15 protein-coding genes are annotated in these 12,977 nt (G+C 72.4%); 8 read left to right on the forward strand and 7 right to left on the reverse strand.

All coding sequences use genetic code 11. From position 1 onward, the window contains the following. Positions 1-93: 93 nt before the first annotated feature. Together QWM81_RS23640 and QWM81_RS23645 are read right to left on the reverse strand one after the other, a co-directional pair. On the reverse strand, positions 94-351 hold the full coding sequence (locus tag QWM81_RS23640) for a WhiB family transcriptional regulator (protein ID WP_003953983.1): 258 nt from the start codon (positions 349-351) through the stop codon (positions 94-96). Positions 352-669: 318 nt separating this feature from the next. Continuing rightward, positions 670-1,638, reverse strand: coding sequence for a diacylglycerol/lipid kinase family protein (locus QWM81_RS23645; RefSeq protein ID WP_290114338.1), 969 nt, complete (start codon positions 1,636-1,638; stop codon positions 670-672). Between the two features lie 91 nt (positions 1,639-1,729). Here QWM81_RS23645 and QWM81_RS23650 point away from each other — a divergent pair, with 91 nt between their 5' ends. Next, on the forward strand, positions 1,730-2,173 hold the full coding sequence (locus tag QWM81_RS23650; protein WP_290114339.1) for a hypothetical protein: 444 nt from the start codon (positions 1,730-1,732) through the stop codon (positions 2,171-2,173). A gap of 172 nt (positions 2,174-2,345) precedes the next feature. Here QWM81_RS23650 and QWM81_RS23655 read toward each other — a convergent pair whose 3' ends face one another. The 3 genes from QWM81_RS23655 to QWM81_RS23665 all read right to left on the reverse strand — a co-directional run bounded on the left by QWM81_RS23655 (position 2,346) and on the right by QWM81_RS23665 (position 4,233). Beyond that, positions 2,346-3,323 (reverse strand): RNA polymerase sigma factor SigF, encoded by a 978-nt coding sequence (locus QWM81_RS23655; protein WP_290114340.1) that lies wholly within the window; start codon positions 3,321-3,323, stop codon positions 2,346-2,348. Further along, positions 3,320-3,733, reverse strand: a complete 414-nt coding sequence (locus tag QWM81_RS23660; protein ID WP_030688746.1) for an ATP-binding protein — start codon at positions 3,731-3,733, stop codon at positions 3,320-3,322. Before QWM81_RS23660 ends, QWM81_RS23655 begins: the two co-directional genes overlap by 4 nt. A gap of 239 nt (positions 3,734-3,972) precedes the next feature. Further along, positions 3,973-4,233: a UBP-type zinc finger domain-containing protein gene (locus QWM81_RS23665; RefSeq protein ID WP_290114341.1), complete on the reverse strand. Its 261-nt coding sequence runs from the start codon at positions 4,231-4,233 to the stop codon at positions 3,973-3,975. 60 nt (positions 4,234-4,293) lie between these two features. Between QWM81_RS23665 and QWM81_RS23670 the strand changes: the two genes are divergently transcribed. Beyond that, positions 4,294-5,892 carry a Na+/H+ antiporter gene (locus QWM81_RS23670; protein ID WP_290114342.1) on the forward strand — a complete coding sequence of 533 codons (1,599 nt, stop codon included), beginning with the start codon at positions 4,294-4,296 and terminating at the stop codon, positions 5,890-5,892. Between the two features lie 160 nt (positions 5,893-6,052). Here the strand turns inward: QWM81_RS23670 and QWM81_RS23675 are convergent, their stop codons facing one another. Beyond that, positions 6,053-6,985 (reverse strand): 1-aminocyclopropane-1-carboxylate deaminase/D-cysteine desulfhydrase, encoded by a 933-nt coding sequence (locus QWM81_RS23675; RefSeq protein ID WP_290114343.1) that lies wholly within the window; start codon positions 6,983-6,985, stop codon positions 6,053-6,055. Positions 6,986-6,995: 10 nt separating this feature from the next. Beyond that, the gene (locus tag QWM81_RS23680) at positions 6,996-7,586 is read right to left on the reverse strand and encodes an N-acetylmuramoyl-L-alanine amidase (protein WP_290114344.1); all 591 of its coding nucleotides are present in this window, start codon (positions 7,584-7,586) and stop codon (positions 6,996-6,998) included. Between the two features lie 349 nt (positions 7,587-7,935). On the opposite strand from QWM81_RS23680, the gene QWM81_RS23685 reads away from it, so the two are divergent. The 6 genes from QWM81_RS23685 (at position 7,936) to QWM81_RS23710 (ending at position 12,903) form a co-directional block, all read left to right on the forward strand. Next, entirely contained in the window at positions 7,936-9,360 is a 1,425-nt protein-coding gene (locus QWM81_RS23685; protein ID WP_290114345.1) for a family 2B encapsulin nanocompartment shell protein, read from the forward strand. Then, positions 9,357-10,406, forward strand: coding sequence for a family 2 encapsulin nanocompartment cargo protein polyprenyl transferase (locus tag QWM81_RS23690; RefSeq protein WP_290114346.1), 1,050 nt, complete (start codon positions 9,357-9,359; stop codon positions 10,404-10,406). Before QWM81_RS23685 ends, QWM81_RS23690 begins: the two co-directional genes overlap by 4 nt. A 157-nt stretch (positions 10,407-10,563) precedes the next feature. After that, on the forward strand, positions 10,564-10,785 hold the full coding sequence (locus QWM81_RS23695; protein WP_290114347.1) for a hypothetical protein: 222 nt from the start codon (positions 10,564-10,566) through the stop codon (positions 10,783-10,785). Positions 10,786-10,846: 61 nt separating this feature from the next. Beyond that, on the forward strand, positions 10,847-11,296 hold the full coding sequence (locus tag QWM81_RS23700) for a DUF6304 family protein (RefSeq protein WP_290114348.1): 450 nt from the start codon (positions 10,847-10,849) through the stop codon (positions 11,294-11,296). Between the two features lie 123 nt (positions 11,297-11,419). Next, entirely contained in the window at positions 11,420-11,947 is a 528-nt protein-coding gene (locus QWM81_RS23705; protein ID WP_290114349.1) for a GNAT family N-acetyltransferase, read from the forward strand. 206 nt (positions 11,948-12,153) lie between these two features. Beyond that, positions 12,154-12,903 carry a class I SAM-dependent methyltransferase gene (locus tag QWM81_RS23710; RefSeq protein ID WP_290114350.1) on the forward strand — a complete coding sequence of 250 codons (750 nt, stop codon included), beginning with the start codon at positions 12,154-12,156 and terminating at the stop codon, positions 12,901-12,903. Positions 12,904-12,977 lie beyond the last annotated feature (74 nt).

The following is a 12,977-nucleotide window of genomic DNA, read 5'->3' on the forward strand; positions in this document are numbered from 1 at the left end:
GGGTGTACTGCTGCGCGCTGCGGCTCGGGGGGCGGGTCAGTGCGTACACGCTGTACGCGCCGCCGTGGCTGAGGCTCGTAGCGGTGGCGTCGTTCAGGCGCTGGCGTTACGCGCCCGGTTGCGAGCGGCACGGCGCTTCATCGCGCGGCGCTCGTCCTCGCTGAGGCCACCCCAGACGCCGGAGTCCTGGCCGGACTCGAGCGCCCACTGCAGGCACTGCTCCATGACGGGGCAGCGACGGCAGACAGCCTTGGCTTCCTCGATCTGCAGCAGCGCAGGACCGGTGTTGCCGATGGGGAAGAACAGCTCGGGGTCTTCCTCACGACAAACGGCGTTGTGACGCCAGTCCATGGCTGCTACCTCTCCTTGGTGTTGCATGCACGTTGCTTGTGAATGTGAACGCTTTCACGAATCCCTCAACAAGTGAAGGGCCGAACGCCAGATGAACTGGTGTGGTCCTGGATTTGAGGAGGGGTTCCGGCTTTCACTGGAGGCCGATGCTGCGGGCCGTCCCGATCGCCATGTAGAGATTCGCAAACCTCGGCGGCGGATACAACCCCTTCCGGAAAGTTTTTTTTGATTCCTCGGTGTCGGCTAGGTCACAGCCGTACTTCTATGGGGTGGACCCTGGCCCATACGTTCGAGATAAAGGACCGAAGGCCCTTCCGCTCACACAATCACACGCAGTGCACGGCGAACGCCTGTGAACGTCACGCTGCTACGGAGACCCAGGTGGTCTCCGTCCAGCTGGAAGGGCAGCGGAACCTTCGAATGCAAGGCGAAGTCGGTCATGTCGTGAAGCGACAGGGCGTGTCTGCCATGCGGGCCGCGCTCCGGGCTCGACGTCAGCAACTGGGTCGCGTACCGGGCCACGGCGGCCGTGGACAGGTGGCTGAGTGCCAGCACGTCGAGGGCGGTGTCGAAGGACGCCGCGGGCGAGGCGTACACCGGGCGATTGCCCAGGTAGGTCCAGGGCGCGGTGTTGCAGACTATCGACAGCGAAAGATCGCGGACCGGCTCCTGACCGGGGCGTTCCAGCGTGATCGTGCCGTGCCGGCGGTGCGATTCGCCGAGGAACTGGCGCATGGCCTGACGGATGTAGAGCGCGTGCGTCGACCTGCGGCCCCGCTCCCGCTGCTGTTCGACCCGGCCGATCACCCCGGCGTCGAAACCGAACCCGGCGCAGAAGGTGAACCAGCGCTCCGGCACCGCTTCGTCCACGCTGCCGGGCGTGCCGCCCGCGAGCCCGAGGCCGACCGTCCGGTCGCGGTTCTCGCACAGCGCGTCCAGGATCGCGCCGGTCGCCTCCACGGCGTCGTTCGGCAGCCCGAGGGCGCGGGCGAAGACATTGGTGGACCCGCCCGGCACCACCGCGAGGTGCGGGAGCCGGCCGGGGTCGGGGCCGTGGTGCAGCAGACCGTTGACGACCTCGTTGACGGTTCCGTCGCCACCGAGCGCGACGACCATCTCGATCTCCCCGGACTCCGCGGCCCGGCGGGCGAGGTCGCGGGCGTGGCCCCGGTACTCGGTCGTGACGGCTTCCAGCTTCATCTCGCTGGCCAGCGCGTGGATCAGTACGTCGCGCGTGCGGGCACTGGTGGTGGTGGCTGCCGGATTGACCACGAGGAGTGCGCGCATGCCCGCCAGGTTACCTACCGCGCGGTACCGGGCCCAGCGGCCGCCCGCCCCTGTCCGATGGGCGGACGGTCCCGGCGGCTACCCTGCCAGGGTGAGCAGTACGGACCAGACCCCCGCCGCGACCCCCGCTCCCGCCCCGCGTCCCGCCCGTGTGACCGCCGCGGCGGCCGTGGCGGGCCTGGAGGCCCTCGCCCTGTTCGCCGCAGGCGTGTACCTGCTCGTGACGACCGTCACCGGCCGCCCCGACGACCTGACGCAGGCGCTGACGGGCGGCGCCACGCTCATCGCGCTCGGCCTGATCCCGGCGCTGGCCGCCCGGGGCCTGCTGCTGTGCCGCAGCTGGAGCCGCGGCCCGGCGATCATCACCCAGCTGATGGCCCTGCCCGTGGCCTGGACGCTGCTCCAGGCGACCAGCGCGGCCATCCCGGCCGGAATCGCCCTGGCGGCCGTCGCGGTCACCGGCCTGGTGCTGCTGGTCCACCCCAGCACGACACGGGCCCTGGGCATCCGCGGCCGGGCGCAGGACCGCTCGTAACCGCGGGGCCCTTCGTCACACCACCGCACGCTGGCGCGTGCCGTGGGGCCCGATCCCACCGCCCTGGTCGACCTGTACGACGCCGAGCGCGGCGGGCCGGACTGGGTCACGGTGGCGTTCCACGCCTGGGGCGGGCGGGTGAGCGGGCGCGGAAGAACGCCCGCGCCGCCGCCTACTCCTCCACCAGCAGCTTCTCCCGCAGCTGCGCCAGGGTGCGGGCCAGCAGGCGCGAGACGTGCATCTGGGAGATGCCGACCTCCTGCGCGATCTGCGACTGGGTCATGTTGCCGAAGAACCGCAGCAGCAGGATCCGCTTCTCGCGCGGCGGCAGGTCCTCCAGCAGCGGCTTGAGTGACTCGCGGTACTCGACGCCCTCCAGCGCCTCGTCCTCCGCGCCCAGGGTGTCCGCCACCGCCGGGGACTCGTCGTCGGTGTCCGGCACGTCCAGGGAGAGCGTCGAGTACGCGTTGGCGGACTCCAGGCCCTCCAGGACCTCCTCCTCCGAGATGCCCAGGCGCTCGGCCAGCTCGTGGACGGTGGGGGAGCGGCCGTGCAGCTGTGAGAGCTCCGCGGTCGCCGTGGTGAGCGACAGGCGCAGTTCCTGGAGCCGGCGCGGCACCCGCACCGCCCAGCCCTTGTCGCGGAAGTGGCGCTTGATCTCGCCGACCACGGTGGGTGTCGCGTACGTCGAGAACTCGACGCCGCGCTCCGGATCGAACCGGTCCACCGACTTGATCAGCCCGATCGTGGCGACCTGCGTCAGGTCGTCCAGCGGCTCGCCGCGATTGCGGAAGCGGCGCGCAAGATGCTCGACCAGCGGCAGGTGCATGCGCACGAGCTGGTTGCGCAGCTCCGCGCGCTCGGCCGAGCCGTCGGGCAGCTCGCGCAGCTCGATGAACATCGCCTTCGCGCCACTGCGGTCCCGCGGATCGTGGTGGTGCTGGTTGTGCCGCTGCTCGTGCTCGCTCATCCGGTCCGCCCTCCCCCAGGGCTCCGCCTGGGAGGTACCCACCACCTGCGACTGCTCCGGCGCATCCGAAAGGCCGTCCACCGGGTGCGGCCGCGCCTGCTGTTCCGGGATGCCCTCCGGCGAGCTCAACACCCGCGGGCCTCGCTCCTCGTCTCGCACCGGACCGTCCCCGTTCCTCACGCCGGCCCGGGTCCCGCGCCGCGCTGTTTGTACAGGCTGATGGAGACCGTCCGGTCGTCGGCCACGGACGATTCGACCTTGCCGGCCAGCGCCGAGAGCACCGTCCAGGCGAACGTGTCGCGCTCCGGCGCACGGCCGTCGGTCGTGGGAGCCGAGACCGTGACGTCCAGAGAGTCGTCGATGAGGCGGAACACGCAGCTGAGGACCGAGCCGGGCACGGCCTGTTGCAGCAGGATCGCGCACGCCTCGTCCACCGCGATGCGCAAGTCCTCGATCTCGTCGAGGGTGAAGTCCAACCGGGCCGCCAGGCCGGCCGTGGCCGTACGCAGCACGGACAGGTAGGCACCCGCAGCGGGCAGCCGGACTTCCACGAAGTCCTGGGTCCCGGGCTCGCCTGCGATCTGGGACACCCTCACCTCCAAGGTGGCACAACTCTTTCGGGGCTCGGGGAAGGGAGATCCTTCCCGGAACCGTGCGGTACGCAGGTATGCGTGGTCCGCGGTGACGCTATCGCGATCCATGGTGCCGTGTCGCCGGGACCCCCGGTCCGGCGACTGTCACTCATGGTAAGCACATGGGTACGCTCAGTGGCTAGAGGTCTGCGGGGCCCAATCGCGAGAAACCGGCGAAGGGTTGACGTACCCAACCCTCAGACGATCGAACCGTCGACAAAGCACCAACGCCACCTCTCGCCGGGCTCGAAGGTGCGCATCACCGGATGACCCGTCTCCTTGAAGTGCGCCGTGGCGTGCCTCCCGGCCGACGAGTCGCAGCACCCGACGTGCCCGCACGCCAGGCAGAGCCGCAGCTGTACGTAGTGCGTGCCGAGCGCGAGGCACTCCTGGCAGGTCTCGGTCAGCGGGCTCGGCTCGGGGCGCGGCAGTTCGGCAACGTGCGGGCACTCGCTCATGATGGCCAGGTTACGACGGGCGCGGGCACGACCGCGGCACGCGCGGGAGCAGGGGAGACGATGGACGCACTGCCACTGGTGGCGCTGATCGCGGGGAGCGCCGCGATCGCCGGAGCGGCCCGCAGGACGCCGGTCCCCGCGCCCCTGCTTCTCGTCGCGGCCGGGCTGGCCGCCTCGTACCTGCCCGGCATACCGGACTACACCCTCGACCCCGACATCGTGCTGCCCCTGGTGCTGCCGCCCCTGCTGCACACGGCCGCGCTGGACTCCTCCTACCTCGACCTGCGGGCCAACATCCGGCCGGTCGCCCTGCTGTCCGTCGGGTACGTCCTCTTCGCCACCCTCGCCGTCGGCTACCTGGCGCACCTGCTGGTGCCGGACCTGCCCCTGACCGCCGCGCTGGTGCTGGGCGCGGTGATCGCGCCGCCGGACGCGGTGGCCGCCACCGCGATCGCCCGGCGGCTCGGGCTGCCGGGGCGGATCACCACGATCCTCCAGGGTGAGTCCCTGGTGAACGACGCGACCGCCATCACCGCCTACAAGGTGGCGCTCGCGGCGGCGGTGGGCGAGGGCGTGAGCTGGGCGGGCGGCATCGGGCAGTTCGCGCTCGCGGCGCTCGGCGGGGTCGGGGTCGGGCTCGTCCTGATGCTGCCGATCCACTGGCTGCGCCGGCGGCTCGGCGAGCCCCTGCTGCAGAACACCCTCTCCCTGCTGATCCCGTTCGTCGCGTACGCGGCGGCCGAACACGTCCACGCCTCCGGTGTCCTCGCGGTCGTCGTGGTCGCCCTCTATCTCGGGCACCGCTCCTGGCAGGTCGACTTCGCCACCCGCCTCCAGGAGGAGGCGGTGTGGCGGATGGTCGCCTTCGTCCTGGAGTCGTCCGTCTTCGCGCTGATCGGGCTCCAGCTCCTCTATGTGGTGCGGGGGCTCGGCGAGTACGGGCTCGGTGAGGCGGCCCTGTACGCGGTGGGTGTCTTCGTCGCGGTCGTCGTGGTGCGCTTCGTCTGGGTCTTCCCCGCCACCTATCTGCCGCGTGCGCTGTCGCGGCGGGTGCGGGAGCGGGAGGCGGGCGTCACCTGGACCTCGCCCCTGATCGTCGGCTGGGCGGGGATGCGGGGCGTGGTGTCGCTGGCGATCGCCTTCTCCATTCCGGTGACCATGGGCGGCGAGCCGTTCCCGGCGCGGAACCTGGTGCTGTTCCTGACGTTCACCACGGTCATCGGCACCCTGGTGGTGCAGGGCCTCACCCTGCCGCCGCTGATCCGGGCGCTGAAGCTGCCGGGGCGCGACGCGCAGGCCGAGACGCTGGCCGAGGCGCAGGCGCAGAGCGAGGCGTCGCGGGCCGCCGAAGAGCGACTGGAGGCGCTGCTGGCCGATGCGCGCAACGCGCTGCCGCAGCCACTGGCCGACCGGCTGCGCACGGTGCTGGAACGGCGGCGCAACGCCGTGTGGGAGCGGCTGGGCGCCGTCAACGAGGTCACGGGCGAGTCGGCGGACGACACCTACCGGCGCCTGGCGCGGGAGATGATCCGGGCCGAGCGTGAGGTCTTCGTCCGGCTGCGGGACGAGCGGCGCATCGACGACGAGATGATGCGGACGCTGCTGCGCCGGCTGGACCTGGAGGAAGCCGCCGCCTACCGCGAGGCCGACCGGCCCTGACCGCCGGGTTGGGGGCGACCGGGTTGGGGGTGGCCGGGTTCGGGGTGGCCGGGTTCGGGGTGGCCGGGTTCGGGGTTGGGGGCGGCGCCGAACTCAGAGCGGTCGGGTTGGGGGCAGCCGGGCTCCGGGCTGCCGGGGCTGGGGGGCGGTCGGGTTCGGGTCAGCCGGGTTCGGGGTGGTCGGGCCGGGGGCCATCGGGTTCGGGGCGGCCGGTGATCACGGCGGCGATCGTCGTGCCGGGCGGGAAGGCGCCTTCCTGGGCGAGGGTGACGAGCCCGTACAGCATTTTGGCGACATATACGCGCTCGACGGCGAGTCCGTGCCGCTCCTCGACGTCCTCGGCGAAACCTTCCAGCGCGGGGTCCGTACGGGCGTAGCCGCCGAAGTGGAACCGCTCGTCCAGGCTCCATGTGCCCGCCGGCCCGCCGAAAGCCGCCTCCTGGAGGGCGCGTATCTCCCCGCCGAGGAACCCGCCCTTGAGGACCGGTATGCCCAGCGCCCTTTGCCCGGGCCCCAGCCCGGCCGCCAGCCCGGCGAGTGTGCCGCCCGTCCCGCACGCCACCGCCGCTACGTCCACGCCGTGGCCGCGCAGCTCCCGCCCCAGCTCGGCGCAGCCGCGCACGGCAAGCGCGTTGCTGCCGCCCTCCGGGACGACGAAGCTGTCCTCGGCGGCGTCGCGCAGGATGCCCGCCAGCACCTCGGGGTCGGCCTTCGCCCGGTACGTCGCGCGGTCCACGAACAGCAGCCGCATCCCGTCCGCCGCGCACCGCGCGAGCGAGGGGTTCAGGGGGCGGCCGGCGAGCTCGTCCCCCCGTACGACACCGGTCGTCGGAAAGCCGAGCAGCCGCCCCGCGGCCGCCACGGCACGCAGGTGGTTGGAGTAGGCGCCGCCGAAGGTGAGGACGGGGCGCCCGGCCGCGGCGGCCAGGTTCGGGGCGAGTTTGCGCCACTTGTTGCCCGGCAGGTCGGGGTGGATGAGGTCGTCGCGCTTGAGCAGCAGCCGCACGCCGTGCCGGGTGAAGCGCTCGTCCTCGACCGGCTCCAGGGGCGAGGGGAGCCGTGGGTGGAGCGAGGACAGGGTGTGCGCGTTCACCCGGCCATTGTCACCGCAGCCGTTGCGCGATGCGTGCCCGCATCGTCCGCATGGAGAACCCGCGCGGATCGACCTTGCCCGGCTGCCACTCCAGGTGGCCGATGACCGAGCCGGCGGTCCAGCCGTGCCGGCGGCAGATCGCGGCCGCCGCCTTCTCGATGGCCTCCAGCTGCACCTCGGGCCACGGGTCCTTCCCATTGCCGAGGTTTTCGCACTCGAAGCCGTAGAAGTGCCGGTTGCCGTCGGTGTTGGACTCGTTGTCGCGGGGGAGGGCCCGCTCGGCGATCACGGCGCGCAGTACGTCGTCGTCGCCGAGCCCCGCGTGGTTGGCGCGGCCGTAGCCGACCAGGTGGACCCGGCCGTCCTTGGTGATCACGCCGTGGCACAGGGGCCCCGGCAGGCCGGGGCGGCCGTCCCGGCAGAGACGGACGGTCGTCGCCGATCCCTTGGTGGCGGTGTGGTGGATCATCACCCCGTGGACGGGGCCCCACGGGCCTTTGTGGTTGCGGTTGTGGGTGCGCCAGTCGCCGACCTCGACGACCGTGAGACCTTCGTCGCGCAGTGCGTCGAGGAATCGGCTCGCGGACATGGGTGGGGCCATGACCGCCTCCTTCGTATGAGCGGTGGAGCGGTGCGGATGAGCGGAGCGGCTCCTGCCGTTCCTACCCACGTGGGCGGGCGTGTCCGCTGTTCGGATGCGGTGTGCGAGCCGATCCGGACAGCCGCGGCCGCGCGGCGGGCCGCGCCGCTCAGCGCGCCTGGCCGGGCGCCGGCCGGGCGTTGGCCGGGCCGACCGGGCCGGGCAGGGCAGGGCAGGGCAGGGCAGGGCCGAAAACCGGTGCTCTGCCCCGCAGTTGGAGATGCAGTCCCACTCATTTGTGTAATGGCGGCGCCACTTGCGTGCTGAAAGGCTTTTCCCGCAGTTCATTCCATGATCGAGGGGAACGTTCATGTCGGTAGGTTCGGTCGATTCGGTCGGCGACGAGACCCGCACCGGGCAGGCACCGCCGCAGCAGAGTCTCGGTACGGCGGCCGCACGCAAGCTGGCGACCACCACCAAGTCGGCGCCGCAGATGCAGGAGATCACCTCCCGCTGGCTGCTGCGGATGCTGCCATGGGTCCAGGTCCAGGGCGGTACGTACCGGGTGAACCGGCGGCTCACCTACGCGGTCGGGGACGGACGCGTCACCTTCGTGCAGACCGGCGACCACGTCGCCGTCATCCCGGGCGAACTCAGCGAACTGCCCGCGCTGCGGGGGTACGAGGACACCGAGGCGCTCACGGAACTGGCCGAGCGGTGCCGTCAGCGGACGTACGCGGCAGGCGAGGTCATCGCCGTCGCCGGCGATGAGATGGACCGCGTCCACCTGCTGGCGCACGGCAAGGTCGAGCAGATCGGCACCGGTCCCTACGGCGACGAGGCCGTCCTCGGCGTCCTCGCCGACGGGGCCCACTTCGGCGACCGGGCCCTGACCGACGCGGAGGCCACCTGGGAGTACACCGCCCGTGCCGCCACCGACTGTGTCGTCCTGGAGCTGACCCGCTCCGACGTGCTGAACCTCGCGGAGCGGGCCGAGTCGCTGGCCGGACACCTCGCTGCCATGGCCGCGCTGCCCCGCCAGCGCACCAACAAGCACGGCGAGAAGGCCATCGACCTGTCCGCCGGCCACGTCGGCGAGGCGGTCGTCCCGCACACGTACGTCGACTACGACGCCTCACCGCGCGAGTACGAACTGAGCGTCGCCCAGACCGTGCTGAAGGTCCACAGCCGCGTCGCCGACCTCTACAACCAGCCGATGAACCAGACCGAGCAGCAGTTGCGGCTCACCGTCGAGGCGCTGCGCGAGCGCCAGGAGCACGAGCTCATCAACAACAAGGAGTTCGGGCTGCTGTCCAACTGCGACTACGGGCAGCGGCTCCAGCCGCACGACGGCGTGCCCAGCCCGGACGACATGGACGAGCTGCTCTCGCGCCGCCGCGGCAACAAGTTGTTCCTCGCCCACCCGCGCGCCATCGCCGCCTTCGGGCGCGAGTGCAACAAGCGCGGTCTGGTCCCGGACACGGTGGACGTGGCGGGCCACCAGATCCCCGCCTGGCGCGGGGTGCCGATCTTCCCGTGCAACAAGATCCCCATCTCCGACGCCCGCACCACCTCGATCATCTGCATGCGTACCGGCGAGGCCGACCAGGGCGTCATCGGACTGCACCAGAGCGGCATCCCCGATGAGATCGAGCCCAGCCTGTCGGTCCGGTTCATGGGCATCGATGAGCAGGCGATCATCTCGTACCTGGTCACCGCCTACTACTCGGCGGCCGTCCTGGTGCCGGACGCGCTCGGGGTGCTGGAGAACGTCGAAGTCAGCCGCTGGCGATGACCATGACGAGCAGGGAGACCGCGGCCGAGGGCCTGGGGGCCGCGGCGCTCCTCGACCGGACCCGCACCGTCGTCGACCCCGAGCTGCGCTCCATCGTGGAGTCACTGCCCGGCTCCATACGGCGGGTGGCCATGTACCACTTCGGCTGGGAGCACGCCGACGGCAGCCCGGCCGCCGGGCGGACCGGCAAGGCGATCCGCCCCGCCCTCGTGCTCGCCGCGGCGCGGGCGCTGGGCGGCGACCCGCACACCGCCGTCCGCGCGGCGGCCGCCGTGGAGCTGGCGCACAACTTCACGCTGCTCCACGACGACATCGTGGACGGGGACCCCACCCGCCGCGGCAGGCCCACCGCGTGGACCGTCTTCGGCATACCGGACGCCCTGGTCGCCGGTGACGCCATGCTCGCCCTCGCCGTGCGGCTGCTCGCCGAGGACGCGCACCCGGCGTCCGCGGCCGCCTCCGCGCGGCTGGCGGGCTGCGTGATCGAGCTGTGCGCGGGGCAGCAGGCGGACTGTGCCTTCGAGGGGCGCGGCCCGCACGAGGTCTCGCTGGACGAGTGCCTCGCCATGGCCACCGCCAAGACCGGGGCGCTGCTGGGCTGCGCATGCGCCCTGGGCGCGCTGTACGCGGGCGCGGGCGGGGCGGAGATCGAGGCGCTGGACGCGTTCGGGCGGGAAGCGGGCCTGGCGTTCCAGCTGATCGACGACCTGATCGGCATCTGGGGCGACCCGGAACGCACCGGCAAGCCCGCCGGGGCGGACCTGGCCGCCCACAAGAAGTCGCTGCCCGTGGTCGCCGCCCTCGCCTCCGGCACGGCCGCCGGCGCGGAACTGGCGGAGCTGTACGGGCGGCCCGTGCTGGACGACGCCGGTGTGCGGCACGCGGCGGACGCCGTGGAACGGGCCGGTGGGCGCGACTGGGCGCAGACCCAGGCGGCCGACCGGATGGCGCGGGCGGTGCAGCAGCTGTCCCGGGCGGTGCCGGACCTGACGGCGGCGGGAGAGCTGCTGGCGCTGGCCGAGTTCGTGACCCGGCGTACGCGCTGATCGGCGGGGCGTGCCCGCCCGGTGGGCCTCGCGCCTGCCGGGCGGGCCCACTCGGGGGCATGCTCGTGTGCACGACGGATTCCTCGCCATACCGGCAACCTCTGAGCGGTGACTCCGCCACCCTTCCGGTCCGGCGGAACCGGAATATCCTGGACGTATGGGCACCAGTGAAGGACGCCGTACCGTCCACCGCCCCCAGGGTGAGCAGGAACCCGTATGCCCGGCTTGTGGGCAGCCCGTCGGTACGGTCATCAAGCGACGCAAGGTCCTCGGCGCCTGGGTTCCGGTGTGGCGCCCACGGCCGTGTCAGAACCCCCGGTGCGAGCTGTACACCGAGGGTACGGAGGACGAGCCGGGCAAGAGCGCCAAGACCGGCTGAAGTCCGGCTCCGGGGGTGACCGGCGCACGTGCGAGGCAGTCATACCGCTACAGTCCGCGCCATGTCATCGGAGTCGACGGAAGTCTGGACCGGCTGGTACCGGGACCGCCGTGGTGCGGAAGCGATCGTGATCACGGCGGGCGGGGGGCGCATCGCCACCCGCGTCAGGGGCGTGGAGTACGCGGGCGCGCGCCTCGACGCGCTGCGCACGACGGAGGAGAACGGCGGCCTGCCGCTGGCCGGCTGCGTACTGGAGTGGGACCTGCCCCTTCCGGTACTCACTGATGGCGCCCCCCAGCAGGCCACGCTCAGCTGCTTGTTGACCCTCGGTGAAGCCATGTCGGACGGCTCACCCGAGCGGGTGGATCTTCAACTGACCCTGCACTGGGGCGGGGCGGCGTACGAGTCCGGCCTCGCGGGCGGCGACTTCGACCAGGCCCTCGACCGCATCCTGCGCCAACTCCCGCCCGGCACCCGCTTCGGCCGCAAGCTCCTGGAGCCCGCCGCCTGACGCGCCGGGGGCCGGTTCGGCTCCCGGCCCGCCCGGACGGCCGGCGCGGACGGCGAGGCGGGCCCGGCGTACCCGGCGTAGCCGGCTTACGCGGCACGGCACCCGCCACCAGGAAGGGCACCCATGACCCCGGCCCCCGTCACGCTCACCGACGGCGACCTCGTGCTGCGCGAGTGGACGGACGCGGACCTCCCCGCGATGGTCGAGCTGTTCGACGAGCCCGCCGTCGCCTACCGCACCCCGCTCGCCTCACCCTTCGACGAGGCCGCGGCGGCCGCGTACCTGGCGATGATCCGCCGCACCCGCGCCGACGGCAGCCGCCTGCACCTGGCCATCACCAGAAACGGCGGTGCACCGCTCGGCGAGGTGCTGCTGAGCACCGGCCAGGGCGCCATCGGGTACGCGGTCGGCGCCGCCCACCGCGGCCAGGGCCTCGCCTCGCGCGCCACCCGCCTGCTGACCGCCCACGCCCACCGGGTGCTGGGGCTGCCCCGAGTGGTGCTGCAGATAGAGCCGGACAACACCGCGAGCACGGCCGTCGCCCGGGCCGCCGGTTTCCGTCTCACGGACGAGGCCCCAGAGACGGCACGCAGCAACGGCCGCACCCACACGCTCCTGACGTGGGCCCACGAGGCGCCGAAGCCGTCGTAAAAGCGGGCGCGGCGCGGGCCGGACCGGTGCCGTGACGGCCTTCGCCGGGGGCGTGCGGGGCACTCCCGGCCGCCCCCGGGCCGCCGGGGTCAGGTGGCCTCGGCGGAGCCCCCACACGGCCGGTCACCGTGTTCGGCCAACCCCCTTGACCTGGGCTGTCGTTGCGGCCGGATCTACCATCGGCGCACCGGAGGAAAGGGGCTGGGATGGACCGGAGCATACGCACGGTGGACGACGTACTCAGGCTGCTGGACGACCTGTTCGCGCCGGAGGCCGACCGGTGGACGGCCGAGGGGGCCGCGTGGTGGGACGGCTTCTACGCCGACCGCTCCAAGCCGGTGCCGTTCTTCGTGGCCAAGCCGGACGAGAACCTCGTCTCGTACCTCGACCGCGGTCTGATCACCGGCGGCCGCGTCCTCGACCTGGGCTGCGGACCCGGCCGCAACGCCCTCCACCTCGCCTCGCTGGGCTTCGAGGTGGACGCCGTCGACCTGTCCCCGGCGGCCATCGCCTGGGCGGAGGACCGGGCCCGCGAGACGGGGGCCGAGGTCCGCTTCGTCCAGGGGGACGCCTTCGCCCTGGCCGGTGGCGAACTGGCCGGCCCGTACGACCTGATCTACGACTCCGGCTGCTTCCACCACCTGCCGCCACACCGCCGCATCAGCTACCTCACCCTCCTCGACCGGCTTCTCGCCCCCGGCGGCCTGTTCGCGCTCACCTGCTTCGCGGCCGGGGCCATGGGGTCCGAACTCCCCGACGCTGAGTTCTACCGCCACTCGGTCCGGCAGTCGGGCCTCCAAGGCGGCCTCGCCTACACGCCGGAGTCCCTGCGCCGCATCTTCCGCGACCTGACGGAGGTCGAACTGCGGCGCATGCGCGACGAGCCGCCTGAGTCCCCCTCCTTCGGCGAACCGTTCCTCTGGACAGCCCTGTTCCAACGCGGCGCCCGCCCGTAGGGCTGGCGAAAATCCCGGCGGCCAGCCTCGTACGGAAGGCCGGCGGGTTGTGCGAGAGAGCGGTCGGTAGGGCT

It is taken from the genome of Streptomyces ficellus (assembly GCF_030406405.1).
GTDB lineage: Bacteria > Actinomycetota > Actinomycetes > Streptomycetales > Streptomycetaceae > Streptomyces > Streptomyces ficellus_B.

Excerpts from the sequence above, each read along its gene's own strand:
- QWM81_RS23640 (WP_003953983.1), bottom strand. The coding sequence starts at position 351 with ATGGACTGGCGTCACAACGCCGTTTGTCGTGAGGAAGACCCCGAGCTG.
- QWM81_RS23645 (WP_290114338.1), bottom strand. The coding sequence starts at position 1,638 with ATGCGCGCACTCCTCGTGGTCAATCCGGCAGCCACCACCACCAGTGCC.
- QWM81_RS23665 (WP_290114341.1), bottom strand. The coding sequence starts at position 4,233 with ATGAGCGAGTGCCCGCACGTTGCCGAACTGCCGCGCCCCGAGCCGAGC.
- QWM81_RS23670 (WP_290114342.1), top strand. The coding sequence starts at position 4,294 with ATGGACGCACTGCCACTGGTGGCGCTGATCGCGGGGAGCGCCGCGATC.
- QWM81_RS23680 (WP_290114344.1), bottom strand. The coding sequence starts at position 7,586 with ATGGCCCCACCCATGTCCGCGAGCCGATTCCTCGACGCACTGCGCGAC.
- QWM81_RS23685 (WP_290114345.1), top strand. The coding sequence starts at position 7,936 with ATGTCGGTAGGTTCGGTCGATTCGGTCGGCGACGAGACCCGCACCGGG.
- QWM81_RS23690 (WP_290114346.1), top strand. The coding sequence starts at position 9,357 with ATGACCATGACGAGCAGGGAGACCGCGGCCGAGGGCCTGGGGGCCGCG.
- QWM81_RS23695 (WP_290114347.1), top strand. The coding sequence starts at position 10,564 with ATGGGCACCAGTGAAGGACGCCGTACCGTCCACCGCCCCCAGGGTGAG.
- QWM81_RS23700 (WP_290114348.1), top strand. The coding sequence starts at position 10,847 with ATGTCATCGGAGTCGACGGAAGTCTGGACCGGCTGGTACCGGGACCGC.
- QWM81_RS23705 (WP_290114349.1), top strand. The coding sequence starts at position 11,420 with ATGACCCCGGCCCCCGTCACGCTCACCGACGGCGACCTCGTGCTGCGC.
- QWM81_RS23710 (WP_290114350.1), top strand. The coding sequence starts at position 12,154 with ATGGACCGGAGCATACGCACGGTGGACGACGTACTCAGGCTGCTGGAC.